Source organism: Candidatus Pelagibacter bacterium nBUS_29 (assembly GCF_051200905.1).
Taxonomy (GTDB): Bacteria; Pseudomonadota; Alphaproteobacteria; order Pelagibacterales; family Pelagibacteraceae; genus Pelagibacter.
In genome coordinates, this window is the sequence record NZ_CP172843.1 from 184,872 (window position 1) to 209,686 (window position 24,815).

Annotated in this window: 21 protein-coding genes, 1 tRNA gene and 1 other RNA gene; 16 read left to right on the forward strand and 7 right to left on the reverse strand. The window is 30.9% G+C overall.

Annotated elements, in window-relative coordinates:
- Nucleotides 1-13 precede the first annotated feature (13 nt).
- From ftsH to ACIJYA_RS00990, 5 genes are read left to right on the forward strand one after another with little or no spacing between them, the layout of a single operon-like run.
- Nucleotides 14-1,921 (forward strand): ATP-dependent zinc metalloprotease FtsH, encoded by a 1,908-nt coding sequence (ftsH, locus tag ACIJYA_RS00970; protein WP_435088621.1) that lies wholly within the window; start codon nt 14-16, stop codon nt 1,919-1,921.
- 9 nt (nt 1,922-1,930) lie between these two features.
- Entirely contained in the window at nt 1,931-2,986 is a 1,056-nt protein-coding gene (gene folP / locus ACIJYA_RS00975) for a dihydropteroate synthase (protein ID WP_435088622.1), read from the forward strand.
- Nucleotides 2,983-4,314, forward strand: a complete 1,332-nt coding sequence (gene glmM, locus ACIJYA_RS00980) for a phosphoglucosamine mutase (protein ID WP_435088623.1) — start codon at nt 2,983-2,985, stop codon at nt 4,312-4,314. Before folP ends, glmM begins: the two co-directional genes overlap by 4 nt.
- Nucleotides 4,311-5,123 (forward strand): bifunctional hydroxymethylpyrimidine kinase/phosphomethylpyrimidine kinase, encoded by an 813-nt coding sequence (gene thiD / locus ACIJYA_RS00985; RefSeq protein WP_435088624.1) that lies wholly within the window; start codon nt 4,311-4,313, stop codon nt 5,121-5,123. The genes glmM and thiD overlap by 4 nt, the downstream gene beginning before the upstream one ends.
- A complete protein-coding gene (locus ACIJYA_RS00990; RefSeq protein WP_435088625.1) occupies nt 5,123-6,415 on the forward strand; it encodes an adenylosuccinate synthase in 1,293 nt (430 codons plus the stop codon). Before thiD ends, ACIJYA_RS00990 begins: the two co-directional genes overlap by 1 nt.
- Here the strand turns inward: ACIJYA_RS00990 and rpoH are convergent.
- Both rpoH and ACIJYA_RS01000 read right to left on the reverse strand, forming a co-directional pair.
- Nucleotides 6,412-7,305 (reverse strand): RNA polymerase sigma factor RpoH, encoded by an 894-nt coding sequence (gene rpoH / locus ACIJYA_RS00995; protein WP_435088626.1) that lies wholly within the window; start codon nt 7,303-7,305, stop codon nt 6,412-6,414. The genes ACIJYA_RS00990 and rpoH overlap by 4 nt on opposite strands.
- Nucleotides 7,306-7,346: 41 nt before the next feature.
- Nucleotides 7,347-8,327: an RluA family pseudouridine synthase gene (locus tag ACIJYA_RS01000; RefSeq protein ID WP_435088627.1), complete on the reverse strand. Its 981-nt coding sequence runs from the start codon at nt 8,325-8,327 to the stop codon at nt 7,347-7,349.
- 23 nt (nt 8,328-8,350) lie between these two features.
- Here ACIJYA_RS01000 and ACIJYA_RS01005 point away from each other — a divergent pair.
- Nucleotides 8,351-8,427, forward strand: a tRNA-Arg gene (locus tag ACIJYA_RS01005).
- A 73-nt stretch (nt 8,428-8,500) separates the two neighbouring features.
- Here the strand turns inward: ACIJYA_RS01005 and ACIJYA_RS01010 are convergent.
- Nucleotides 8,501-9,433 (reverse strand): L-threonylcarbamoyladenylate synthase, encoded by a 933-nt coding sequence (locus ACIJYA_RS01010; RefSeq protein WP_435088628.1) that lies wholly within the window; start codon nt 9,431-9,433, stop codon nt 8,501-8,503.
- Between the two features lie 20 nt (nt 9,434-9,453).
- Here ACIJYA_RS01010 and ACIJYA_RS01015 point away from each other — a divergent pair, with 20 nt between their 5' ends.
- From ACIJYA_RS01015 to dxs, 3 genes are read left to right on the forward strand one after another with little or no spacing between them, the layout of a single operon-like run.
- Nucleotides 9,454-9,690: an exonuclease VII small subunit gene (locus tag ACIJYA_RS01015; RefSeq protein WP_435088629.1), complete on the forward strand. Its 237-nt coding sequence runs from the start codon at nt 9,454-9,456 to the stop codon at nt 9,688-9,690.
- Entirely contained in the window at nt 9,687-10,559 is an 873-nt protein-coding gene (locus ACIJYA_RS01020; protein WP_435088630.1) for a polyprenyl synthetase family protein, read from the forward strand. Before ACIJYA_RS01015 ends, ACIJYA_RS01020 begins: the two co-directional genes overlap by 4 nt.
- The gene (gene dxs / locus ACIJYA_RS01025) at nt 10,559-12,472 is read left to right on the forward strand and encodes a 1-deoxy-D-xylulose-5-phosphate synthase (protein ID WP_435088631.1); all 1,914 of its coding nucleotides are present in this window, start codon (nt 10,559-10,561) and stop codon (nt 12,470-12,472) included. The genes ACIJYA_RS01020 and dxs overlap by 1 nt, the downstream gene beginning before the upstream one ends.
- Before the next feature lie 8 nt (nt 12,473-12,480).
- On the opposite strand, the gene aroC is transcribed toward dxs, so the two are convergent.
- Nucleotides 12,481-13,563, reverse strand: coding sequence for a chorismate synthase (gene aroC, locus ACIJYA_RS01030; RefSeq protein WP_435088632.1), 1,083 nt, complete (start codon nt 13,561-13,563; stop codon nt 12,481-12,483).
- Between the two features lie 33 nt (nt 13,564-13,596).
- Between aroC and pdxH the strand changes: the two genes are divergently transcribed.
- Complete coding sequence (gene pdxH, locus ACIJYA_RS01035; protein WP_435088633.1) at nt 13,597-14,223, forward strand: pyridoxamine 5'-phosphate oxidase; 627 nt, start codon at nt 13,597-13,599, stop codon at nt 14,221-14,223.
- On the opposite strand, the gene ACIJYA_RS01040 is transcribed toward pdxH, so the two are convergent.
- On the reverse strand, nt 14,220-15,233 hold the full coding sequence (locus tag ACIJYA_RS01040; protein WP_435088634.1) for a polyprenyl synthetase family protein: 1,014 nt from the start codon (nt 15,231-15,233) through the stop codon (nt 14,220-14,222). The genes pdxH and ACIJYA_RS01040 overlap by 4 nt on opposite strands.
- A gap of 116 nt (nt 15,234-15,349) precedes the next feature.
- On the opposite strand from ACIJYA_RS01040, the gene ACIJYA_RS01045 reads away from it, so the two are divergent.
- The 4 genes from ACIJYA_RS01045 to ppdK are packed head-to-tail and all read left to right on the forward strand — an operon-like array spanning nt 15,350 to nt 21,751.
- Complete coding sequence (locus tag ACIJYA_RS01045) at nt 15,350-16,156, forward strand: S49 family peptidase (protein WP_435088635.1); 807 nt, start codon at nt 15,350-15,352, stop codon at nt 16,154-16,156.
- Complete coding sequence (locus ACIJYA_RS01050; protein WP_435089238.1) at nt 16,146-17,027, forward strand: glycine--tRNA ligase subunit alpha; 882 nt, start codon at nt 16,146-16,148, stop codon at nt 17,025-17,027. The genes ACIJYA_RS01045 and ACIJYA_RS01050 overlap by 11 nt, the downstream gene beginning before the upstream one ends.
- Complete coding sequence (gene glyS, locus ACIJYA_RS01055) at nt 17,028-19,094, forward strand: glycine--tRNA ligase subunit beta (RefSeq protein WP_435088636.1); 2,067 nt, start codon at nt 17,028-17,030, stop codon at nt 19,092-19,094. It abuts the gene before it with no gap.
- A complete protein-coding gene (ppdK, locus tag ACIJYA_RS01060; RefSeq protein WP_435088637.1) occupies nt 19,094-21,751 on the forward strand; it encodes a pyruvate, phosphate dikinase in 2,658 nt (885 codons plus the stop codon). Before glyS ends, ppdK begins: the two co-directional genes overlap by 1 nt.
- Before the next feature lie 18 nt (nt 21,752-21,769).
- On the opposite strand, the gene ssrA is transcribed toward ppdK, so the two are convergent.
- Nucleotides 21,770-22,068: a transfer-messenger RNA gene (ssrA, locus tag ACIJYA_RS01065) on the reverse strand.
- 4 nt (nt 22,069-22,072) lie between these two features.
- Between ssrA and thyX the strand changes: the two genes are divergently transcribed.
- Complete coding sequence (gene thyX, locus ACIJYA_RS01070) at nt 22,073-23,020, forward strand: FAD-dependent thymidylate synthase (RefSeq protein WP_435088638.1); 948 nt, start codon at nt 22,073-22,075, stop codon at nt 23,018-23,020.
- Between the two features lie 67 nt (nt 23,021-23,087).
- Nucleotides 23,088-23,969 (forward strand): 2OG-Fe(II) oxygenase, encoded by an 882-nt coding sequence (locus ACIJYA_RS01075; protein ID WP_435088639.1) that lies wholly within the window; start codon nt 23,088-23,090, stop codon nt 23,967-23,969.
- Nucleotides 23,970-23,977: 8 nt separating this feature from the next.
- On the opposite strand, the gene ACIJYA_RS01080 is transcribed toward ACIJYA_RS01075, so the two are convergent.
- Nucleotides 23,978-24,802: an Mrp/NBP35 family ATP-binding protein gene (locus ACIJYA_RS01080; RefSeq protein WP_435088640.1), complete on the reverse strand. Its 825-nt coding sequence runs from the start codon at nt 24,800-24,802 to the stop codon at nt 23,978-23,980.
- Nucleotides 24,803-24,815: the final 13 nt, after the last annotated feature.

Sequence of the window (24,815 nt, forward strand, 5' to 3'; positions counted from 1 at the left end):
TTATCTTACTATTATGAATTTAAAAAATCTCGCTATGTGGGGAATTATAGTCTTCCTGACTATTGGCTTATATAACATGTTTAAGAATCCTCAGGCAAACGTAAGAGGAGGAAATCAAATTATATTTTCAGAATTTTTAACCTCAGTTGAAAATGGAGAGGTTTTAAAAGTTGAGATTCAAGGGAATAATATTAAAGGAGTTTTTTCTAATGGTAACTCTTTTTCTACATACTCTCCTAATGACCCTAACTTAATCGAAAAACTATCTGATAAAGGAGTTAGTATTTCAGCTGCACCTTTAGATGAAAAAATGCCTTCACTGTTTGGAGTTCTTTTATCTTGGTTCCCAATGTTGCTATTAATTGCAGTTTGGATTTTCTTTATGAGGCAAATGCAAGGTGGCAAGGGTGGTGCAATGGGATTTGGAAAATCTAAAGCTAAAATGATGAATGAGCTTAAAGGTAAAGTTACATTTAATGATGTCGCTGGGGTAGAGGAAGCTAAAGAAGAAGTAGAAGAAATTGTAGAATTTTTAAAAGATCCAAAAAAATTTAGTAGATTAGGAGGAAAAATTCCTAGAGGAGCTCTATTAGTTGGCCCTCCTGGGACTGGAAAAACATTGCTGGCAAGAGCAATCGCTGGTGAAGCTGGTGTTCCGTTTTTTACCATTTCAGGTTCAGACTTTGTTGAAATGTTTGTTGGAGTAGGTGCCTCAAGAGTTAGAGACATGTTTGAGCAGGGTAAAAAAAATTCACCATGTATTATTTTTATAGATGAGATAGATGCAGTCGGCAGAAGTAGAGGTGCTGGATTAGGAGGAGGAAATGATGAAAGAGAGCAAACCCTAAACCAATTGTTAGTTGAAATGGACGGATTTGAAACAAATGAAGGTGTTATTATTATTGCAGCAACGAATAGACCTGATGTACTTGATCCAGCTTTATTAAGACCTGGAAGATTTGATAGACAGGTGGTTGTTTCGAACCCAGATATCATAGGAAGAGAAAAAATTTTAAAAGTTCATGTTAAAAAAATTAAGATGGCGCCAGATGTAAATTTAAGAACTATAGCTAGAGGGACACCTGGTTTTTCAGGTGCAGATTTAGCCAATCTGGTTAATGAGTCAGCTTTACTGGCAGCAAGAAAAAACAAAAGAATTGTGACTTTAATTGAGTTTGAAGAAGCTAAAGATAAAGTAATGATGGGATCTGAAAGACGATCAATGGTAATGACAGAAGACGAAAAAAAATTGACAGCATATCATGAGGGAGGTCATGCTTTGGTGTCATTTAACATGCCAAGTTATGACCCAATACACAAAGCAACTATAATTCCAAGAGGTAGAGCGCTAGGAATGGTTATGAATCTACCAGAGAGAGACAAACATGGGTATTCAATTAAATATTTGAAAGCAAGGATGGCTGTATGTTTTGGTGGAAGAGTTGCTGAAGAATTAATCTTTGGAAAAGACAATATATCTACAGGTGCTGGTGGTGGTAGTGGATCAGATATAAACCAAGCTACCCAACTTGCAAGAGCTATGGTAACAAAATATGGAATGAGTGAAGAAATGGGCCCAATAGAATATGGAGAAAATCAAGAGGAAGTATTTTTAGGTAGGTCAGTTACTCAAACACAATCGGTCTCAGAAGAAGTAGCTAAAAAAATAGATAAAGAAATCAGAAAATTAGTTGATGAAGGTTACAACGAGGCTACAAAAATATTAACTGAAAAAATTGATGATTTACACAAAATTGCTAAAGCTCTTATTACTTATGAAACTTTAACTGGTGAAGAAATTGAAAATATAATTAATAAAAATTTATACCCAAAAGATAAAGTGACTGAAGAACCCAAAGAAAATGATGATCAAAGCTCAGCTTTAGGTGCTATGGGTTTAAAACCAAAAATAGTTCATTAACATAAAGAAATGAGAAGATATTACACTAGAGCGTGTAATTTCTATTATGGAAGTGAGTCAAGACTATTAGTAAATAATAATAAAACAATTCCTCTAAATGGAAATAAAAAAATTTCATTCGATCATATTGAGATAATATCAAGAAATTCTAAAAAAAAAATTTCTATAAATAAAATAAATGATTTAAAAAAATCATTAAAAGAACAAATCAAATTTGATTTAAAAAAGATTAAATCAAAAAAAAAGAATTTTTCAAATTTAAATTTTTTAAAAATACCAAATATAATGGGGGTATTAAACATTACACCAGATAGTTTTTCTGATGGAGGAAAATTTAATAAAGACAGTAAAGGACTAAAGCATGCATTAGAGATGTTTGATTTAGGAGCAAATATTATTGATATTGGTGGAGAGTCAACAAGACCTGGATCAAAAGCAATAAATAATAAAATAGAATGGAAGAGAATAGAAAAGCTTATTAAGTTGATAAGTAAAAAAATCCCAATTTCATTAGATACAAGAAAATCTGAAGTTATGAAAAAAGGAATTAAACATGGTGTTAAAATTATTAATGATGTGTCTGGGCTAAATTATGATTTTGAAACTGTTAATGTTTTAAAAAAATATAAAACCCCTTTTGTTGTTCAACATTCACAAGGGACACCTGAAAAAATGCAAAATAAGCCACAATATAAAAATGAATTATTAGATATCTATGATTTTTTTGAACAAAAAATAAAATTTTTAAAAACAATTGGAATAAAACACAATAATATTATTATTGATCCAGGTATAGGCTTTGGAAAAAATTTAAAACACAATATTAGTCTTTTAAGTAATATTTCTATTTTTCACTCCCTAGGATTTCCTATACTGGTAGGTAACTCGAGAAAAAGATTTATTAAAGAAATAGCAGGTAAAAATGACACTAAAAACAGAATTGGAGGAACAGTAGCTTCGTCAATTTATCTAATGATGCAAGGAGTACAAATTTTAAGAATTCATGATGTAAATGAATTGCTTCAAAGCATAAAAGTCTTTAAAGAAATAACAAAATACAAATGACAAAAAAATATTTTGGAACTGACGGAATAAGAGGTGCAATTAATAGCAAATATATTAATGGTGATATGTTCTTTAAGTTTGGCCTTGCTTCAGGTACATTTTTTAAATCTCAAAAAAAATTAAAACAAACAGCAATAATAGCTAAAGACACAAGACTGTCTGGCTATACTCTTGAACCGGCGTTAGTTTCAGGACTGACATCAGCTGGAATGCATGTTTACACACTTGGACCCTTGCCAACAAATGGTTTGGCAATGTTAACAAAGGCAATGAAAGCTAATATGGGTATTATGATAACTGCCTCTCATAATCCACATTATGACAATGGTTTAAAATTATTTGGCCCTGACGGCATGAAGTTATCTGATAAAATTGAAAAAAAAATAGAAAATTTGATTGATAAAGAAATTACAAAAAATCTCTCAAGTCCAGAAAAATTAGGGAGAGTAAAAAGGTTAGAAAATGGAACAAAAAAATATCTAAAAATTTTAAAAAAAAATTTTCCAAAGGAATTTAATTTAAGAGGATTAAGAATAGTAATTGATTGCGCAAATGGTGCGGGCTACAAAGCAGGACCAGAACTACTAAAGTCTTTGGGGGCAAAAGTAATAGCAATTGGCATAAATCCAAATGGTATGAATATTAATCAAAAGTGTGGCTCTACATATCCAAATAAGATTAAACTTGCAGTAAAAAGATATAGAGCTCACCTTGGCATTTCTTTAGATGGTGACGCTGATAGAATTATAATGAGTGATGAATTAGGAAATATAATTGACGGAGATCAAATAATTGCAGCTTTAGCTACAAGATGGAAGAGTAAAAAAATGTTAAGAGGAGGTGTTGTGGGCACCTTGATGTCAAACTATGGTTTAGAAAAATTTTTTAAATCTGAGAAGATAAAATTTATAAGAGCAAATGTTGGTGATAGGTATGTAAAAGAAAATATGCAAAAAAATAATTTTAATTTAGGTGGTGAACAATCTGGTCATATTATTTTAGGCAAGTTTGCAACAACTGGAGATGGACTGCTGGTTGCGTTAGAAGCATTATTTGCATTAAGAAAAGGAAGAAAAGCTAGTTCTTTTTTTAATAAGTTTAAAAAAACTCCTCAAATTTTGGAAAATATTTCAGTAAAGAATAAATCTATAATTAAAAACCTAGAAGTAAAAAAATCAGTAAAAAAAGCAGAAAGACTAATGAAAGGTCATGGAAGAATTTTAGTTAGAGAATCAGGCACAGAGTCAAAAATAAGAGTCATGGGTGAAAGTGAAAACAAACATCTTTTAGATAAGTGCATAAATATTATTTTAAAACAAATAAAGTGAAGCCTAACTCCAAAGTATTAATTATTGCAGGATCTGACTCTTCAGGTGGAGCTGGAATTCAGGCTGACATCAAAACTATTACAGCACTTGGCTCTTATGCGATGACAGCGATTACTGCTATTACAGCTCAAAATACAATAGGAGTTAAATCAATTGTTCCAGTTCCACCAAAAGAAATTTCAAATCAAATTTTATTTACTGCGAAAGATATTAATCCTGATGCGATTAAGATTGGCATGCTACATTCTACCAAAGTAATTGAATCTGTTATTAATTCTCTAAAGATAATTAAAGTAAAAAGAATAGTCCTTGATCCTGTTATGGTTGCAAAAGGTGGAGTTAAATTAATAGCTGATGATGCAATTAAATTATTAAAAAATAAATTAATAAAAATAGTTACATTGCTCACACCTAATATTCCAGAAGCAGAAATATTAACTAATACAAAAATTAAATGTAAAGAAGATATGATCTTTGCTGCATATAAATTAATAGAAATTGGTGCAAAAAATGTGTTAATTAAAGGAGGTCATTTAAACTCAGAAATTGTTGAAGATATATTTGTTTCAAAATCTGATATTAAAATTTTTAAGAGTAAAAGATTTAAAACCAAAAATACCCACGGAACAGGATGCACTTTATCTAGCGCAATAACTACATTTTTATCTTGTGGAAAACCTATAAAGAAATCTTGTGAGCTTGGCATTAACTATGTAAGTTCTGCTATTAGAACTAATCCCGAATATGGAGAAGGTCATGGTCCAATTAATCATCTTCACACAATTAATATAGAAAGAAAATTTAGATAATGAAAAATATAGTTGTAGTTGGATCTCAGTGGGGTGATGAAGGAAAAGGTAAAATTGTTGATTGGCTTTCAGAACAAGCTGACGTTGTAATTAGATTCCAAGGAGGACACAATGCAGGTCACACCCTAGTAATTGATGGAGTGACTTATAAATTAAGATTATTGCCATCCGGCATTGTACGAAAAAATAAAATTTCAATTATTGGAAATGGAGTAGTTGTCGACCCATGGGCGTTACTGGAAGAAATTGAAGAAATAAAATCCAAAGGTGTCAATGTAGATGTAAATAATTTCATTATTTCAGAAGCTGCAAATTTAATTTTGCCATTTCATAGAGAAATGGATGAAATAAGAGAAGATGCAGCAGGTAAAAGTAAAATTGGAACAACTAGAAGAGGAATTGGCCCTGCATACGAAGATAAAGTTGGAAGAAGATCAATCAGAGTAATGGATCTCAGGTCTGAAAAAAATTTGGACCAAAGGTTAGAATCTGTTTTAGTTCATCATAATGCAATCAGAAAAGGTCTTGGAAAGAAAATTTTTGAAAAAGAACAACTTAAATCAGATTTATTAAAAATCGCACCTCAAATATTAAAGTTTTCACAACCAGTTTGGCTCAAAATTGATGAGTTCAAAAAACAAAAAAAGAAAATTTTATTTGAAGGTGCTCAGGGAATTTTATTAGATGTAGATCATGGAACATATCCTTATGTAACTTCTTCTAACACTGTTGCATCAAGTGCTGCAACAGGTACAGGATGTGGTCCAAATTCAATTAATTATGTTTTAGGAATTACAAAAGCCTACACAACAAGAGTTGGCGAAGGTCCCTTTCCAACAGAATTAACAGATGATATTGGAGAATTGCTTGGTACTCGGGGAAAAGAATTTGGTACAGTGACCAGTAGAAAAAGAAGGTGTGGATGGTTTGATGGCGTTTTGGTTAGACAGACTATAAAAATTTCAGGTATAGATGGTATTGCGCTTACTAAACTTGATGTTCTTGATGAGTTGGATGAAATTAAAATGTGTGTTGAGTACCAACTTGATGGAAAAAAAATAGATTATTTGCCTGCAGCAGTTGAAGATCAGTTAAAAATAAAGCCAGTTTACAAAACTTTTCCCGGATGGAAAAAATCTACAAATGGAATCAAAGATATGAATGCATTACCTGAAAATGCAAAAAAATATATTTATGCAGTAGAAAATTTTATAGGCGCGAAAGTATCCAGTGTATCTACTAGTCCTGAAAGAGATGATACCATTTTAGTTGAAAATCCTTTTGATATTTAATTTACAGGTAACAAATTTTTAGATTTTGCCATAAGTAGCATTTGTTTTTGTAATTTCTCAAATGCCTTATTCTCAATTTGTCTTACTCTTTCTCTACTAATTTTATGTTTTTTGCTCAAATCCTCTAAAGTTGTAGGATTATCATTTAACCTTCTAGAATATAAAATTTCTTTTTCTCTTTCATTTAGAACTTTGATTGAATTTTTTAATAAATCTTTTCTTTGCTCCATTTCTTCTTGATGAGCAAATTTTAGATCATGGTCTAGTTCTTTATCGACTAACCAATCTTGCCATTCATCTCCATCTTCACCAACTTGAGCATTTAATGAAAACTCTTTACCGGAAAGTCTTCTATTCATTGAGACAACTTCATCTTTACTTACATCTAATTTATTAGCTATTTCATTAACATGTTCGTCTCTTAAATCACCTTCTGTTTGTGGTGCTATTTGATTTTTTATTTTTTTGAGATTAAAAAATAATTTTTTTTGAGCTGTAGTTGTTCCAATTTTGACTAAACTCCAAGATCTTAATATATATTCTTGGATAGAAGCTTTGATCCACCACATCGCATATGTCGCTAATCTAAAACCTTTTTCAGGTTCAAATTTTTTAACAGCCTGCATAAGACCAACATTTCCTTCAGAAATCATTTCATTTACAGGTAATCCATAACCTTTGTATCCCATTGCAATTTTAGCCACTAATCTTAGGTGACTCGTTACTAATTTTTCAGCTGCTTTGATATTGCCTGTAGTTTTCCAATTTTTTGCTAACATGTATTCTTCTTCTGCAGCTAGCATTGGAAATTTTTTAATTTGTTCTAAATATGCTGACAAACCCCCTTCATTTGAAAGAGCTGGCACATTACTATTAAAAGTTGCATTCATGGAGATATTTATTTAATTAATTATATTAAATTTTCAATGGTTTATTCGCTAGTATTTTTAAGCATTTTTAATAAATTATTCAGTTCTTGTGGCAAAATTGAGGAAAAAATCATTTCTTCATTAGTTTTTGGATGAATGAAACCCAGAGTTTTTGCATGTAAAAATTGTCTATTTAATTTCGAGATTAAACTTTCTAATCCCATATCAATATTTTTTAACTTCTTATATTTTTTTTTATATTTATCATCCCCAACAATGCTGTTTCCCATATGCGTCATATGAACACGAATTTGATGAGTTCTTCCAGTTTCTAATTTACACTCAACTAAACTTAATGTTGGTGTTTTATCGTTTTCAAAAATTTCTATAGTTTTATAATTGGTAATTGCATGCTTACCTTTGGATCTGCTTACCTCCATTAATTGTCTGTTCTTTGAACTTCGAGTTATAAATGTATCAATTCTACCAGATGAAGGTCTTAGTTTGCCCCAAATTAACAGCTGATAAACTCTTGTGATTGTATGATCGCTAAATTGTTTCGATAAGTTTTCATGTGTTTCATTATTTTTTGCAATAACCACTAAACCTGATGTGTTTTTATCAATCCTATGTACTATCCCTGGTCTAAGCTCATCTCCAATAGTTGATAGTGAGTTATTATCATAATGCATTAACGCATTAACAATTGTTTTGTCATAATTTCCAGCTCCAGGATGCATAATTATTCCAGCTGGTTTGTTGATTACTAACAAATCTTCATCTTCATGAATTATTTCCAGTTTAAAGTCATAGGGTTTTAGTGACGCTACTTCAGGTTCTGGGATATTGAGGCTTAATTTGTCACCAGTTAAAACTTTTTTTGAAGGACTTTTAATAATTTCATCATTTAATTTTAGTTTTTCTTTTAAGATTAAGTTTTTAATTCTTGTCCTACTAATTAACTCTTCTCTTTTGTTGATTAATACATCTACTCTTAGATTGTTTTCATTTTCTTCGACTATAAAATTAATGTTTTTTTTCATAAAATGTAATACTAATACTATATGCGCTTGTAGCTCAACTGGATAGAGCGCCTGACTTCGGATCAGGAGGTTCTGGGTTCGACTCCTAGCAGGCGCGCCAATTTATTTGCCAAAAATTGATTTAAGTACCTTTCTCTCTTTAATAAATTTATTACTTCAATTGATTTTGCCATTTAATATCTTGAAGCTCTTTTCAATCTATCATTAATTGTTTTGCCAATTCCTTTATTTTGAATTTTTTCAACTGCAATCATTTTATAACCATCTTTTTTAATTTTTCTTAATAATGTGTATAGATTTTTAGCAGATTGCTTAAGATTATTTTTTTTACTTAAATAGTAGTAATTTTTTAATGTAGTTTTTCTTTTTTTTATCAATACAAAAGCTTCATCTTCTTTTGGTTTTTTTGCATTTGTTCTTAATGGAATGCCAGGAGAGTAATGCAAAGAAAATTGTCCAGGCGCAATCTTTTTTTTTGAATTAGTTTTGATTAAAACCTTTTTTTTTAATATTTTTTCTATTTTTGAAACGTCTAATCCTCCAAGTCTTAGTATTGTTGGTTTGCCTAAAAGATTAATAATTGTTGACTCTAAACCAATCTGACATTTGCCTCCATCCAAGACATATTTAATTCTTGCTCCAAACTCCTCTATAACATCAGACGCTTTAACAGTGCTTAATCTAGTTGATATATTTGCACTTGGGGCAGCTAATGGATAGTTCAAACTTTTAAGTAGTTTTTTAAATAATGTATGTTTGGAAAAACGCACTGCTAGGCTTTTTTGTTTGTTGGTTACAAATTTAGAAATTTTGGAACCTTTTTTCAATTTTAAGATAAATGTAATTGGTCCAGGAGAGAATTCATTATACAGCTTGATAAAATTATCATTAATAACACAATCATCTTTAAGCCTATCAATATCTGAATAATGAACAATTAAAGGGTTATTCATCGGTCTTTTCTTCAACTTAAATATCCTTTTTACAGATAGGCTCGAATAAGCATTTCCAGCTAATCCATAGACAGTTTCAGTAGGCACAGCTACACAATGATTCTTATCTAAAAATTTTTTAGCTTTTTTGATATTTGATTGAATAGATTTCATGTATTAATAATTATTATTATATGAAAGATAAAAATTTACTACCTGATAATAATACAAGTTCGCTTGAAGAATTAACAGATCAAGCAAATCAAATAATTGAATCTTTAGAAAATGAAAAAGATCTAAATAATTCTGTAGAAAGCTATCAGCAATTATTAAAATTGAACAATATTATTGAAAAAAAATTTCATAAAAATTTTAGATCTATAAGTGAAGAAACCAGTAAAAAAGTTAAAGAAATCATTAAAAAAAAATGAAAATTAAACTTGATAGGATTGCAAAAGATACAAACCTTTTTTTAGATAGATTTCTTGATAAGCAGAATAATTCTAAGTTAATTCCAGCGATGAAGTATGGTTTGTTTCCTGGTGGAAAAAAAATCAGATCTAAAATTTTAATTGATGTTGGTTCATTGCTAGGAATAGATTATAAAAAATTAATTGCTATTGGCGCTGCTGTAGAATGTATTCATGCTTATTCACTAATTCATGATGATTTACCATGTATGGATAACGACAAAATAAGAAGAGGAAAACCATCTACGCACATTAAATTTGGAGAGTCTACAGCGGTCCTTGCTGGAAACTCATTGCTTACAATGGCATTTGAAATTTTAGCAAGTCCTACTTTAAAAATAAATGAAAAAATTAAAATTGATTTAATTAAGAAACTATCTGAATGCTCAGGTCACTTAGGTATAGCTGGTGGTCAATATCTGGACCTTAGCTATGAAAAAAAAAAGATCTCTCAAAGCAAGATTATAGAAATGGAAATTAAAAAAACAGGAAAATTATTTAGTTTTTGCTGTGCTGCTCCAGCAATTATTAAGAAAAAAAATATTAATGAAATTAAATTTTTTGAAAATATTGGTTCTGATATAGGTTTATTATTTCAAATAGCTGATGATTTAATTGACTTTAAAGGTAACTCTAAAATAGCTGGCAAAAAAACAGGAAAAGATCAAAAGAAAGGTAAGGCTACACTAATAGGCTTACTTGGCTATATGAATGCAATTAAATATTGTGATAGAATTATTTTAAAAACAAATAAGAATTTAAAAAAATATGGTTCAAATTCTAAAAATATTAGAGAAACATTGAATTATATTTTATACAGAGAAAAATAATGAAAAATTATAGTTTTTTAAATGATATAAATTTTCCATCTGACTTAAGAAAGTTATCAGAACATGATTTGCAAAAAGTATCTGAGGAGGTTAGGGAAGAGATGATTGGTGCAGTGTCCGAAACAGGTGGCCATTTAGGGGCAGGCCTAGGTGTTGTTGAATTGACTGTTGCTCTTCATTACGTTTTTGACACTCCTAATGATAAATTGATTTGGGATGTGGGTCATCAGTCTTATCCACATAAAATTTTAACTGGAAGAAAAAATAAGATAAGATCATTAAGGCAAGGAAATGGACTATCAGGATTTACAAAAAGATCTGAGAGTGAGTATGATCCCTTTGGTGCCGCTCATAGCTCGACATCTATATCATCAGCACTAGGAATTGCTGAAGCAAATAAATTAGCAAATAAATCCTCAAATGTAATAGCTGTAATTGGTGATGGTGCAATAAGCGCAGGCATGGCTTATGAGGCTATGAATAATGCTGGAGCATCAAAAACAAAAATAATTGTTATTTTGAATGATAACGATATGTCAATTGCAAAACCAGTAGGTGCAATGAGAACTTACCTAGCAAAGTTATTAACTGGAAAAATTTATTTTAGTCTAAGAGAAACAATTAAATTGATTATGTCTTCGTTTTCAAAACGGTTTAGCGCAAAAGCAGGCAAAGCTGAAGATTTTCTGCGATCTGCAGTTACAGGAGGCACGTTATTTAACTCATTAGGTTTTTATTATGCTGGTCCAATTGATGGTCACGACCTAACAAGTCTTGTTCCAATTCTTAAAAATGCAAGGGACTTGAAACATGAAGGTCCAATTATGATCCATATTAAAACACAAAAAGGAAAAGGTTATTCATATGCGGAAAAAGCTACTGATCATTACCATGGTGTGTCAAAATTTAATGTTGAAACAGGTGAACAAGTAAAAAGTGGTAGCAATCTGCCAGCTTATACAAAAGTATTTGCTAACACTCTAGTCAAGCATGCTCAAAAAGATAGCAAAATTGTTGGTATAACAGCTGCAATGCCTGGAGGAACAGGTATGGATATTTTTGGAAAAGAATTTCCAAAAAGAATGTTTGATGTTGGTATAGCTGAACAACATGCGGTAACTTTTGCTGCTGGTTTAGCTACTGAAGGTTACAAACCTTATGCTGCAATTTACTCTACTTTTTTACAAAGAGCTTATGATCAGGTTGTTCACGATGTGGCTATTCAAAGTTTGCCAGTAAGATTTGCAATAGATAGAGCTGGCCTAGTAGGTGCAGATGGATCTACGCACGCTGGTTCATTTGATATTACTTATTTATCAACTCTTCCCAATTTTATTGTGATGGCTGCAAGTGATGAGGTTGAGTTAGTAAAAATGATTAACACCTCAATTGATATTAATGATAAACCAAGTGCGATTAGATATCCACGAGGAACAGGAATGGGTCTTGAATTACCTTCAATTGATGAAAAGATTGAAATTGGTAAAGGAAGAATTATTCAAGAAGGAAACCAAGTATGTATTTTAAGTTTGGGAACAAGACTTGAAGAATGTAAATTAGCAGCAGAGGAATTAAAGAACAAAGGTGTGTCAGTAACAATTGTTGATGCAAGATTTGCTAAACCTTTAGATCAAGAACTTATTTTAAAATGTGCTCGACAACATGAAGTAATGACAACTATAGAAGAAGGGTCGATAGGTGGTTTTGGTTCTCATGTTAAAAATTTACTAGCTGAGCGAGGTATATTTGATAAAGGATTAAAGTTTAGATCAATGACATTGCCTGACACTTTTATCGAACAAGATAATCCTAAAAAAATGTACGATGTTGCTGGACTAAATGCTTCTCAAATTTCAAAGAAAATTTTAGATGTTTTATTTACAAAAGACTCAATTAAAGTAGTTAAAAATTAAAAATAGATTTAACCACATTGTGCTTTGTTCATTAAATAATGATCTAATAAAACACAATTCATCATAGCTTCACCAACAGGAACCGCCCTTATTCCCACACAGGGATCATGCCGTCCTTTAACTGATATAATGGTATTTTTTCCAAATTTATTAATTGTTTTTCTTGCTGTTAAAATTGATGATGTGGGTTTTACAGCAAATGAAGCAATAATTTCTTGGCCACTTGATATACCACCCAAGATACCTCCAGCATTATTAGAATCAAATTTTAATTTTTTACCTTTTTGGGAAATCTCATCTGAGTTTTGTTCTCCAGTTAATTGTGCTGAATTCATTCCTGATCCAATATTTACTCCTTTGACAGCATTTATACTCATCAAACCAGAGGCAATGTCTGAATCTAGTTTTGAATATATTGGTGCACCAAGCCCAGCCGGTATACCTCTTGCTCTCACCTCAATAACAGCTCCACAGGAAGATCCATTTTTTCTAATATCTAGTAAATATTTTTCCCAGAGACTGATCATTGATTTATCTGGACAAAAAAATGGATTTTTTGAAATTACTTTATCATCCCATTGATTTTTATCACATCCCAATATTCCTAGTTGAGTAACTGCACCTATGACTTTAAATTTCTTACCTAATTTTTTTTGTAAAACAATCTTTGCTATTGCTCCGGCTGCAACTCTAGCTGCAGTCTCTCTTGCAGAAGATCTTCCACCGCCTCTATAATCTCTTATACCGTATTTTTTAAAATAGGTTAAATCAGCATGTCCTGGTCTAAATTTATCTTTTATATTACTATAATCTTTTGATCTCATATCTTTGTTAAAAATTATAAGTGATATAGGGGTCCCAGTGGTTTTTCCTTCGAACACACCAGATAAAATTTGAACTTTATCGTCTTCTTTACGTTGAGTAGTAAACTTTGATTGTCCTGGTTTTCTTCGATCCAGTTCTATTTGTATATCTTGTTCATTTATGCTTATGTTTGGTGGACAACCATCAACTATACAACCTATAGCAGGGCCGTGAGATTCACCCCATGTTGAGAAACGAAATAGCTTTCCAAAAGTATTAAATGACATTATTTATAATATATAGATTATTTTGTTTAAATTATGAATCAAAAAAACTTACTTGGCCTTAATAACTGTTTTTTAGATCTAGATGATCCAATTCAATTATTTAAAGTATGGATGGATGAAGCCAAAAAACTGGAACCCAATGACCCTAATGCGCTTTCTTTGGCAACTTCTAATAAGGACAATCTACCTTCAGTTAGAGTAGTTTTGTTAAAAGAGTTTAATCAAAATGGATTTGTATTTTATACTAATTTAAACAGTCAGAAAGGAAATGAACTTAAAGAAAATCCTAATGCTGCAATGTGTTTTCATTGGAAAAGCCTTTTAAGGCAAGTAAGAATTAGTGGAGCGATAACGCAGGTAGAAGACAAAGTAGCTGATCAATATTACAATTCAAGAGGATATGATAGTAGAATTGGTGCCTGGGCATCAAAACAAAGTAAAGAACTAAATAATAGAGAGGAACTTACAAAGTCAATTAAAGAATATAAGCAAAAATTTAATGATGAAAATAATGTACCAAGACCTAATCATTGGTCTGGTTGGAATTTATCACCAACAAGAATAGAATTTTGGTTAGATGGAGATAGTAGAATTCATGAAAGATTAAATTATACTATTGATAAAAGTGGAAATTGGATAAAATCTTTATTAAGCCCTTAAAAATTTCTCGCTAAACTAAATGAAGTAAGATTTTTAAGAATATCTTTTTCCTTTGAGTCTTTAAATATAGTTAAAGAATTTGAAGCAAGATTAATGTAATGTTGGGCTTTTTGATAGCATTCTTTAATAATATTATATTTTTTTATTAAAGAAACTATTTCATTAAAGTCATCTTTATCTCTTGTATCTTTTTTAAAAAGATTAATTAATAATTTTTTTTCATCGAAGTCTATTTTTTGAAAAAGTAAAATGACAGGTAAAGTAATTTTTCCTTCAAAAAAATCTTGACCAATTTTTTTTCCAAATAATTTGAGATCAGAATTATAATCTAGAGTGTCATCTGCAATTTGAAAGGTGAGACCAAGATTTCTTCCGTAAAATTCAAGAGCATCCTTTTTTTTTGAGGCTACATTTGATAAAATTGCTCCTACTTTTGTTGCAGCTGCAAATAGTTCCGCAGTTTTTGCTGAAATAATTTTTAAGTAAGTTTCTTCTAACATGTCAACCTCACCTTTGTGCTGAAGTTGCAAAACTTCTCCTTGAGCAATCTTCGAAGAAGTCGATGATAATAACTTTAAAATTTCTAAATTTCCATCCTCCACCATCATTTCGAAACATCTGCTCAGCAAGTAATCCCCAATCAAAACCGAAGAATGATTATCCCAGACTTTATTCAGAGTTTCTTTACCTCTTCTTAAAACACCTTCATCTATTACATCATCATGCATTAATGTTGCACTATGAATTAATTCTACACACGCTGCTAGATTGATGTCTCTTGATCCTTTGGAATATTCGCATAATTTTGCAGCACCTAAAGTTAAAAGGGCTCGTAATCTTTTTCCACCAGTTTTAACATGATAGCCTGTCATTTTTTCCACCAACTCAACATCACTGGCTAATTTTGATTTAATTTTTTCCTCAGTTAAAATCAGTTTATCCTCAACAGAATCTTTAAGTTGAAAGTAAGAGTCGTTTATTTGTTTTTTAAGTTGTACTACAGTTCCCATAATCAATTTAAGTTAGTATAATTGAGTTTTATATATTACTTATCAATTGACGCACCTAATTCTTCAATTATAAGTAGCCTATATATATTCAATTAATAATTCTATAAGGAATAAAAATGTTCTCTTTTTTTAAAAAGAAAAAGACTGTATCCCATATAAAACTTAGTGGAGTTATTGGAAATGCAGGAAAATTTAAACAAGGAATTGATTTTGCTGGTCAAGAAGAGATCATAAAAAAAGCTTTTTCTCTTAAAAAAGCTACTTGTGTAGCTATTACTATAAACTCACCTGGAGGGTCACCAGTACAATCACACTTAATTTATAGTTTCATTAGAGAAGAGGCTAAAAAGAATAAAAAAAAAGTTATTGTATTTGCTGAAGATGTAGCTGCATCTGGAGGATATCTTATTTCATGTGCTGGAGATGAAATTTATGCAAACTCAAGTTCAATCATTGGATCCATTGGGGTGATCTATTCTTCATTTGGATTTACAGAGTTGATAAAAAAAATTGGTGTAGAAAGAAGAGTTCACACAGCAGGAAAAAACAAAAGTACATTAGATCCTTTTCTTGAAGAAAAAAATGAAGATATTGAGAGATTAAAAAAAATCCAATTAGATCTGCATAAAGATTTTATTGATGTAGTAGAGAAAAGTAGAGGATCTAAGCTTAACAAGTCTGAGATTGAACTTTTTTCAGGAGAATTTTGGTCTGGTAGTAAGGCAAAAGATCTAGGATTGATAGATGGAATAGGAGATGCGCATAAAATTTTAAAAGATAAATTTGGTGATGACGTTATAATTAAAAAATTTGAAAAATCTAAAGGATGGTTGAGTCAAAAATTATCTTCTTCAAGTAATCAAGTAGATCAATTAGCTAACATCTTAGATGAAAGGTCAATCTGGCAAAGATATGGTTTCTAAAATAAAAAAACCACAAAATAAATTCCAATCATTTCAAGAGACAATTCTTAATCTTCAAAAATTTTGGAGTAAAAAGGGATGCATCGTTTTACAACCATACGATATGGAGGTTGGTGCTGGCACATTTCATCCTGCTACTACACTTAGATCGCTTGGACCAAAACCTTGGAAAGCTGCTTATGTTCAGCCATCAAGAAGACCAACTGATGGAAGGTATGGTGATAATCCTAATAGACTACAACATTATTATCAGTTTCAAGTTTTAATAAAACCTTCTCCAGATAATATAAAGAAACTATATCTTAATAGTTTATCAGTTATTGGAATTGATCATAATGAGCATGATATTAGATTTGTTGAAGACGACTGGGAAAGTCCAACATTAGGAGCCGCTGGTTTAGGCTGGGAAGTTTGGTGTGATGGTATGGAGATAACACAATTTACATACTTTCAACAAATGGCAGGATTTGAATGTAAACCAGTTTCAGTTGAAATTACATATGGATTAGAGAGAATATGTATGTTTACACAGCAACAGAAAAACGTTTATGATCTAATCTGGAATGATGACGGCGTAAAGTATCATGATGTCTTTCACCAAGCTGAAAAAGAATTTTCTGCATATAACTTCGAACACGCAAATATAGAAAATTTATTTAAAATTTTTGATATGCACGAGCTAGAAGCAAAATCTCTTGTAGAAAAAAAATTATCATTGCCAGCATACGATCAATGTTTGAAAGCAAGTCATGTATTTAACATCTTGGATGCTAGAGGAGCAATAAGTGTGGCTCAAAGAGCTGGATACATAGGTAGAATTCGAGACATAACTAAAGCAGCTGCAGGTATTTGGCTAAATAGTCAAAGCTAGATGTCAGAATTTTTTTTAGAATTATTTAGTGAGGAAATACCTTCGTCTCTTCAGAAGAATTTAAGACAAGAATTGTTAAATAGTTTTAATAAACTATTTACTGAGAAATTTATTTCTTTCAAAAAAAACACTTCATACTCTACTCCAAATAGATTGATAATTGTATTTGAAAATGTACAAAAACAAGTAGTTTTAAAGTCTGAAGAAATAAAAGGACCAAATATAACAGCACCAGAAATTGCACTGGAAGGTTTTGTAAGGTCAAATAATATCTCTAAAAAAGATCTATTTAAAAAAGTAACAGAAAAAGGGGAGTTTTATTTTTTTAAAACAAAATCTAAAAAACTTGATACCCAAGATTTGTTAGAAGAGTTTGTGCCACTAGTATTACAAAAAATCCAATGGAAAAAATCAATGAGATGGGGTGATTTTGAGTTAAATTGGGGTAGACCACTAAAATCAATACTGGCATTATTTGACAAAAAAAAATTAACTTTTAATTTCCATCACCTAACTTCATCAAACTCAACTTTTATTGATAAAGAATACGAAGAAAATAAAAAAACATTTATTGATTTTAAGGAATACAGCAATTTTTTTAAAAAATTGAATATTATTATTAATCACAAGCAAAGAAAAGATTTAATAGAAAAAAAATTGAATGAGATTTCAAATAAAAAAAATATAAAGATTGAAAGCAACCCAAAACTACTTGATGAAGTTGTAGATCTAACAGATCAGCCAAATGTTATATTGTGTGAATTTGATAGAAAATTTCTTAATATTCCAAAAGAAATTTTGATTATAACAATGCAATATCATCAAAAATATTTTCCAACTTTTGATAAGAGGGGAAATATCACCAATGAATTTTTAGTTGTAACAAATAAAAAAGACTCAAAAGGTTTTATAAAATTAGGAAATGAAAGAGTTGTAGAGGCCAGGTTAAGTGATGCTGAGTTTTTTTGGCAAAAAGATAAATCACAAAATTTAGTTAAAAGAGTTTCAAGACTAAAATCTATGAATTATTTTAAAGGTCTTGGAACATATTTTGACAAAGTTCAAAGAATGAGAAAACTTGGGGGGATGCTTTCAGATGAATTGTTAATCAGTAAAGATATGGTTGAATTATCCGCATCTATTTGCAAAGTAGATTTGGTTTCTGAACTTGTTGGAGAGTTTCCAGAACTTCAAGGAATTATGGGAGGTTATTTTGCAGAGGCACAGGGCTTTGATAAAGATATTTGTAAAGCTATTAGTGAACAATATTTACCAGCGGGATTAAATTCAAAAATACCCAAAAAACCTTACAGTATTGCACTATCGTTAGCCGATAAAATAGATACGTTGGTTGGTTTTTTTGGAATAAATCAAAAACCGACAAGCTCTAAAGATCCATTTGCCCTAAGAAGATTGGCTTTAGGAGTAATTAAAACAATAGTTGAGAATAAAAAAGATTTTAAAATAAGAGACTTAATTAGTTATTCATCCAGTTTATACATGGACCAAGGTTTTGAATTTGAAAATAAGTCTATGCAAAATGAGTTAGTTGATTTTTTTATGGATAGATTGAAATTTTACATGAAAGATGAGAAAATTCGTCATGATATTATTCAGGCCTCAACAAGTTTGGGTAGTTTAGATCAATCCGTAGTTATTTTTGGTAAAGCTAAAACTTTAAACAAAATTATTAATAAACCAAATGGAATTGATCTTATTTCAAGCTACAAAAGAGCATCAAGCATACTAAATAGTGAATTAAAAGATGATAAACTTGATCTATCAAATACAACTGATCCTGGTATTTTTAAAACAGAACTTGAAAAAAATTTGTTTAAAAAAATTAATGAATTAAGAAAATACTTTCAAAGCATCAATAAAGACGAGAATTTTGAGCAATCGCTTGCTAATTTAGCAGAGTCTAAAAAAGTAGTTTTTGATTTTTTTGACAATGTAATCGTAAATGAGGAAGACCCTGCGATTAAGAAAAACAGACTGGAACTAATTCAAATGTTATGTAAAACGTTTGATTATTATGTTAATTTTTCTCTAATAGATTCCCATTAATGAAAAAACTAATTTTAAATTTTAAATCTAAAGATAGTAAAAAGATAAAAAACCCTAAAAATTTTTTAGGGGGTAAAGGTGCCAATTTATCTGAAATGGGAAGAATGGGTCTTCCAGTTCCTCCAGGGTTTACGATTTCAACTAAAGTATGTGAACTTTTTTATAAAGATAAAAAAAAATTGAATAAAAATTTAGTATCACAAATCAAAAAAGAATTAAAAGTAATTGAAAAAGATGTTGGTAAAAAATTTGGTGACTTGAAGAATCCTTTACTTCTTTCTGTAAGATCGGGAGCTAGAGTGTCAATGCCTGGTATGATGGATACAATTTTAAATCTTGGCTTAAATGATAAAACGGTAAATGCATTATCTGCAAAAACTTCTAATGGAAGATTTGCTAAAGACAGTTATAGAAGATTTATTCAAATGTATGGTAACGTAGTGATGGGAGTTGAAGGTTATCATTTTGAAGAATTAATTGAAAATTACAAGCTTACTAAAGGAGTACTTTTAGACACTGACTTAGACGAAAATGATTGGGATGGATTAATCGTAGATTTCAAAAGAACTGTTAAGGAAAAAGCTAAGAAAGATTTTCCGCAAGATGTATATGAGCAATTATTGGGAGCAATCAGTGCGGTATTTTTATCTTGGGAAAGTAATAGAGCCAAAGTTTATAGAAAATTAAATCAAATCCCAGCTGAATGGGGAACGGCAGTAAATGTTCAATCAATGGTTTTTGGTAACATGGGTGAAGATTGTGCTACAGGTGTAGTATTTACAAGAAATCCATCAGATGGTTTAAATGAAATATATGGTGAATATTTAATTAATGCACAGGGTGAAGATGTTGTAGCCGGCACAAGAACTCCTCAATACATTACTAAAAAAGCAAGACAACAAGCAAAAGTAAAAGCTCCATCAATGGAAGAGGTAATGCCTCGTGTTTATAATCAACTCCATAAAATCTTAAAAAAATTAGAAAAACATTATAAAGACATGCAAGATGTCGAATTTACAGTTGAAAATAAAAAACTATGGATGCTTCAAACAAGATCTGGAAAAAGAACAGCTAAGTCAGCTGTAAAGATTGCTGTTGATATGGTTAGAGAAAAATTAATTTCAAAAAAAGAAGCTGTTTTAAGAATTGATCCAAATTCTTTAGACACTTTGCTTCATCCCACTTTAGATGAAAAAAGTTTAATCAATGTTATTGCAAATGGTTTGCCAGCATCCCCTGGAGCTGCAAGTGGAAAGGTAGTTTTTACTTCAGAAGAAGCTGAAAGATTAACAGGGATGATGCAAGATACAATTTTAGTTAGAGTGGAAACCTCTCCAGAAGATATTCAGGGAATGCACGCAGCCAAAGGTATTTTAACTGCAAGAGGAGGAATGACAAGTCATGCTGCAGTTGTTGCTAGAGGAATGGGTAGACCATGCGTTTCTGGCTCAAGTGAAATTGATATAAATTATGAGAGTAAATCATTTAAAACTTCGTCAATGGAAATCAAGGAAGGTGAAGTAATAACTATAGATGGTTCTACAGGTCGAATTATTTCAGGAAGTGTTGCAACTGTAAAACCAGAAATTTCTGGTGATTTTTCTAAATTAATGTCATGGGCTGATAGTTTTAGAAAATTAAATATTAGAACAAATTCAGAAACACCAAAAGATACAAAAACAGCAAAAGATTTTGGAGCAGAAGGTATTGGTCTTTGTAGAACAGAACATATGTTTTTTGATGAAGAGAGAATTTTATCTGTTCGTGAAATGATTTTATCTAAAACTAAAGAAGATAGAGCTAAAGCACTTGATAAACTTTTACCTCATCAAAAAAAAGATTTTGTAGAGATTTTTAAAATTATGGGTGGGTTACCTGTTACAGTTAGATTGCTTGATCCTCCTTTACATGAATTTTTACCTCGAACAGAAAAAGAAATTAGTGAAGTTGCAAATGTAGTCAGTCTTCCAATTAAAGAGGTAGAGTCTAGAATAGAAGAACTTCATGAACAAAATCCAATGTTGGGTCATAGAGGTTGTAGACTTGGCATATCTTTTCCAGAAATTTACGAGATGCAATGTAGAGCTATTTTTGAAGCGTTAGTAGAGCTTAAAAAGAATAAAATTAGATCAGCTTTTCCAGAAATTATGATTCCTTTAGTGTCCACAGAGGCAGAAATTAAGATCATGAAAAATTTAGTAATAAATATTGCAAGTGAAGTTCAAAAACAACATAAAGCAAAAATAGAATTTATGGTTGGTACAATGATTGAGCTACCAAGAGCTGCTATAAAGGCAAAAGAAATAGCAAAACATGCTGAGTTTTTTAGTTTTGGTACCAATGACTTAACTCAAACTACTTTTGGAATTAGCAGAGATGATAGTGGAAAATTTTTAAATGATTATTTAGATAATAAAATATTTTCAATTGATCCATTTGTTTCAATAGATGATGGGGTCGCTGATTTAGTTGAAATCGCTGTTGAAAAAGGAAAAAGCCAAAACAAAAAATTAAAACTTGGAATTTGTGGCGAACATGGAGGTGATCCCAAAAGTATTGAGTTTTGCTCTAAAGCAGGTTTAAATTATGTTTCCTGCTCACCTTACAGAGTTCCAATTGCAAGATTAGCTGCTGCTCAAGCAGAACTAAAAAAATAAATAAATATTTGAGAATTGTAAGGGGCGTTCTGTTGCCAGGTGCCCCGGACCCCGTCTACTTAATTAACAAAGTTAATTAGGCAGCAAGTGCGTAACTTTCGTTAGCAATTATAAATTAGCCCGTTACGGTGGAACAATTCCGAACAAAAGAATAGCCTTTAGTCATCCGTCGAATCTAGTTCACCCCCATAAGTTGTAATGGTGGAGGTGGTGGGTACTGCCCCCACGTCCGCAATGGTTATTACGAAATTCGTTTATCGTCATAGTTGGAAAACCAACATTATTAATATAAAAGCAATTACAAGAGATTCAATAAAAATCATGAAATTAACTAGCGAACAATCACAAGAAATTAAAGAACAACAGTCTCAACAGAATCAAACTAAGAGAGTTACAGCTCCTGCACTTGAAAATATTCTATACGAAGCAATTCCTGCGTTGGATCATGGTTTTGTAAGAGTTATTGATTATATGGGTGATGACACATCAATTGTTCAATCAGCTAGAGTTTCTTATGGTAAAGGAACCAAAAAGGTCTCAACAGATGCAGGGCTGATTAAATATTTAATGAGGCACTGGCATAGTACTCCATTTGAAATGTGTGAAATTAAATACCATGTTAAGCTACCAATTTTTATTGCCCGTCAATGGATTAGACACAGAACAGCTAATGTAAATGAGTATTCAGCAAGATATTCTATTTTAGATAAAGAATTTTATTTACCAAGTACAGAAAATTTAGCAGCCCAATCTACAAGCAACAGACAAGGTAGGGGAGACGTTCTGGAAGGTGAACAGGCAAAAGAAGTTTTGGAACTTTTAAAAAATGATGCTGAAAGAACTTATGATAATTATGAAACTATGTTGAATGAAAGATTTGACGGCTCAACTATAGATGAAAGTAAAAAAGGTTTAGCTAGAGAACTTGCAAGAATGAATTTAACTTTAAATACTTACACACAGTGGTACTGGAAAACTGATTTGTTAAATTTAATGAATTTTTTAAGATTAAGAGCTGATAGTCATGCACAATATGAAATAAGAGTGTATGCAGATATTATGTTGGATACTGTTAAAAAATGGGTTCCAATAACTTATGATGCATTTATGGATTATAGGGTTGGTGGAACTGAAGTTTCAGCCAAAGGTAAAGTAATTATCCAAAAACTTATCAAAGGTGAAAATGTTGATGTAGATAGTTCAGGACTTTCAAAGAGAGAATGGAACGAACTAATGATTGCTTTTGATCTTAATGAAAAAATTATCTAATAGATATATTTATCATAATAGTATTTTAGTTTAAAAATTAAAAAATTTAATTTACTATTAAATTAAAATGAAGCTATTGCACCCATATATAAGCTATAAAGAAGCAATAAAACCAGATATTTGTCAGAAAATAATCTCACTCGGTTTATCTAATATCGAAGAAAATAAAAAAAAAGGAATTTCAACACAGGGGAATACTCTAAATGAAAAACATATAAATCGTGAAAGAAATAAAGTTTCAAAGGATATAACTGTTTCAGACAAAACAAATGAGGAAATTAAAAAAGAAGGTTTTAATTTAGACCAAATTGTTGTGCGTGACAGTGAAATATGTTGGCTTAAAGATAAATTTTTATACGATCTTATTCTTCCTTTAATTGAAAAAGCCAACAGAGAAGCAGGCTGGAATTGGAATATTGATACAGCTGAAATGTTTCAGTTTACAGTTTATCACGGTAGAAAAGAAGATGGTGGATTTTATGGGTGGCATTCTGATGGGTCTTCAGATTTTAATAGCGCCATAAGACCAGCGATAAAAGTAAGCGATAACCCACTAACATTTAAACCACCAAAGAAAAACTTCAATGATCAATCCAGTACTGCTGGAAGTAATGCAATTATGCCAGACATGGAAAAGGAGGACTTACCATTAAAAAAAGACAAGTCTGGTCTCATTCCAATATTTTCACAAGACGATAAGAAATGGGGAAAGGTTAGAAAAATTAGTATGACTTTAAATTTGACTGATCCAAATAGCTACGAAGGTGGAAATTTAAAATTTGATCTAGGCCCGCATGTTAAAGGAAATAGAATTAAGGTTTGTGACGATAGTAGATCACAAGGATCGCTAATTGTATTTCCATCTTTCATGTATCATTGTGTAACTCCTGTCACTATTGGAACAAGATTTTCATTAGTTTTGTGGTGTTTAGGGAAACCCTGGCAGTAGAAATAAATCTATATATATATTGATCTAATCTTTTCAGCTAATTGTATAAATATTTTTGAAATTTCATGTTCAGGATTAGCTTCGACTATAGGCTTTCCTTCATCTCCATTCTTTCCAACTTCAGGATTAATAGGTATTTCTCCTAAAAATTCTTTTTCAAATTCTTCTGCAGTTCTTCTAACGCCACCTTCACCAAAAATTTTATATTTTTTACCATCATCTCCAGTAAAGTAGCTCATATTATCGACTAACCCTAAAATTTTAACTCCAAGTTTATCAAACATTTTGATACCTCTTTTAACGTCTAATAAAGCTACTTCTTGAGGAGTAGAGACAATTATGGCTCCATCCATCTTAATTTCTTGTGAAAAAGTTAACTGAGTATCCCCAGTTCCTGGAGGCATATCAACAATAATGAAATCTAAATCTTTCCAATTCACTTTTTGAGTAAAAGTTTTAATTGCACTGGTTACCATAGGACCACGCCAAATCATTGGAGTTTGTTGATCTGCTAAAAAACCAATGGACATACATTGAATATCATATTTAACGATTGGCTCTAATTTTTGACCATCACTTTTTGGCTTTTCATTAATATCAAACATTTTTGGAATAGATGGGCCATAAATATCAGCATCAAGTAAACCAACTTTACAACCAACTTGTTTTAAAGCTAATGCGAGATTCGTTGCAAATGTAGATTTTCCAACTCCTCCCTTTGCACTTGAAATTGCAATCGTAAATTTTGTTCCTAAGATAGGATTTTTAGTGAATTTCCTGGGCTCCAGCTTCTTTTTCATTGCGTCACTTAGTTCTGGCTTTTTATCAGTCATATTTTCATGATTA

Bases quoted from the DNA above. Each gene is read 5' to 3' on its own strand.
- ftsH (WP_435088621.1), top strand. From the start codon at position 14: ATGAATTTAAAAAATCTCGCTATGTGGGGAATTATAGTCTTCCTGACT.
- folP (WP_435088622.1), top strand. From the start codon at position 1,931: ATGAGAAGATATTACACTAGAGCGTGTAATTTCTATTATGGAAGTGAG.
- glmM (WP_435088623.1), top strand. From the start codon at position 2,983: ATGACAAAAAAATATTTTGGAACTGACGGAATAAGAGGTGCAATTAAT.
- ACIJYA_RS00990 (WP_435088625.1), top strand. From the start codon at position 5,123: ATGAAAAATATAGTTGTAGTTGGATCTCAGTGGGGTGATGAAGGAAAA.
- rpoH (WP_435088626.1), bottom strand. From the start codon at position 7,305: ATGAATGCAACTTTTAATAGTAATGTGCCAGCTCTTTCAAATGAAGGG.
- ACIJYA_RS01000 (WP_435088627.1), bottom strand. From the start codon at position 8,327: ATGAAAAAAAACATTAATTTTATAGTCGAAGAAAATGAAAACAATCTA.
- ACIJYA_RS01010 (WP_435088628.1), bottom strand. From the start codon at position 9,433: ATGAAATCTATTCAATCAAATATCAAAAAAGCTAAAAAATTTTTAGAT.
- ACIJYA_RS01015 (WP_435088629.1), top strand. From the start codon at position 9,454: ATGAAAGATAAAAATTTACTACCTGATAATAATACAAGTTCGCTTGAA.
- ACIJYA_RS01020 (WP_435088630.1), top strand. From the start codon at position 9,687: ATGAAAATTAAACTTGATAGGATTGCAAAAGATACAAACCTTTTTTTA.
- dxs (WP_435088631.1), top strand. From the start codon at position 10,559: ATGAAAAATTATAGTTTTTTAAATGATATAAATTTTCCATCTGACTTA.
- aroC (WP_435088632.1), bottom strand. From the start codon at position 13,563: ATGTCATTTAATACTTTTGGAAAGCTATTTCGTTTCTCAACATGGGGT.
- pdxH (WP_435088633.1), top strand. From the start codon at position 13,597: ATGAATCAAAAAAACTTACTTGGCCTTAATAACTGTTTTTTAGATCTA.
- ACIJYA_RS01040 (WP_435088634.1), bottom strand. From the start codon at position 15,233: ATGGGAACTGTAGTACAACTTAAAAAACAAATAAACGACTCTTACTTT.
- ACIJYA_RS01045 (WP_435088635.1), top strand. From the start codon at position 15,350: ATGTTCTCTTTTTTTAAAAAGAAAAAGACTGTATCCCATATAAAACTT.
- ACIJYA_RS01050 (WP_435089238.1), top strand. From the start codon at position 16,146: ATGGTTTCTAAAATAAAAAAACCACAAAATAAATTCCAATCATTTCAA.
- glyS (WP_435088636.1), top strand. From the start codon at position 17,028: ATGTCAGAATTTTTTTTAGAATTATTTAGTGAGGAAATACCTTCGTCT.
- ppdK (WP_435088637.1), top strand. From the start codon at position 19,094: ATGAAAAAACTAATTTTAAATTTTAAATCTAAAGATAGTAAAAAGATA.
- thyX (WP_435088638.1), top strand. From the start codon at position 22,073: ATGAAATTAACTAGCGAACAATCACAAGAAATTAAAGAACAACAGTCT.
- ACIJYA_RS01075 (WP_435088639.1), top strand. From the start codon at position 23,088: ATGAAGCTATTGCACCCATATATAAGCTATAAAGAAGCAATAAAACCA.
- ACIJYA_RS01080 (WP_435088640.1), bottom strand. From the start codon at position 24,802: ATGACTGATAAAAAGCCAGAACTAAGTGACGCAATGAAAAAGAAGCTG.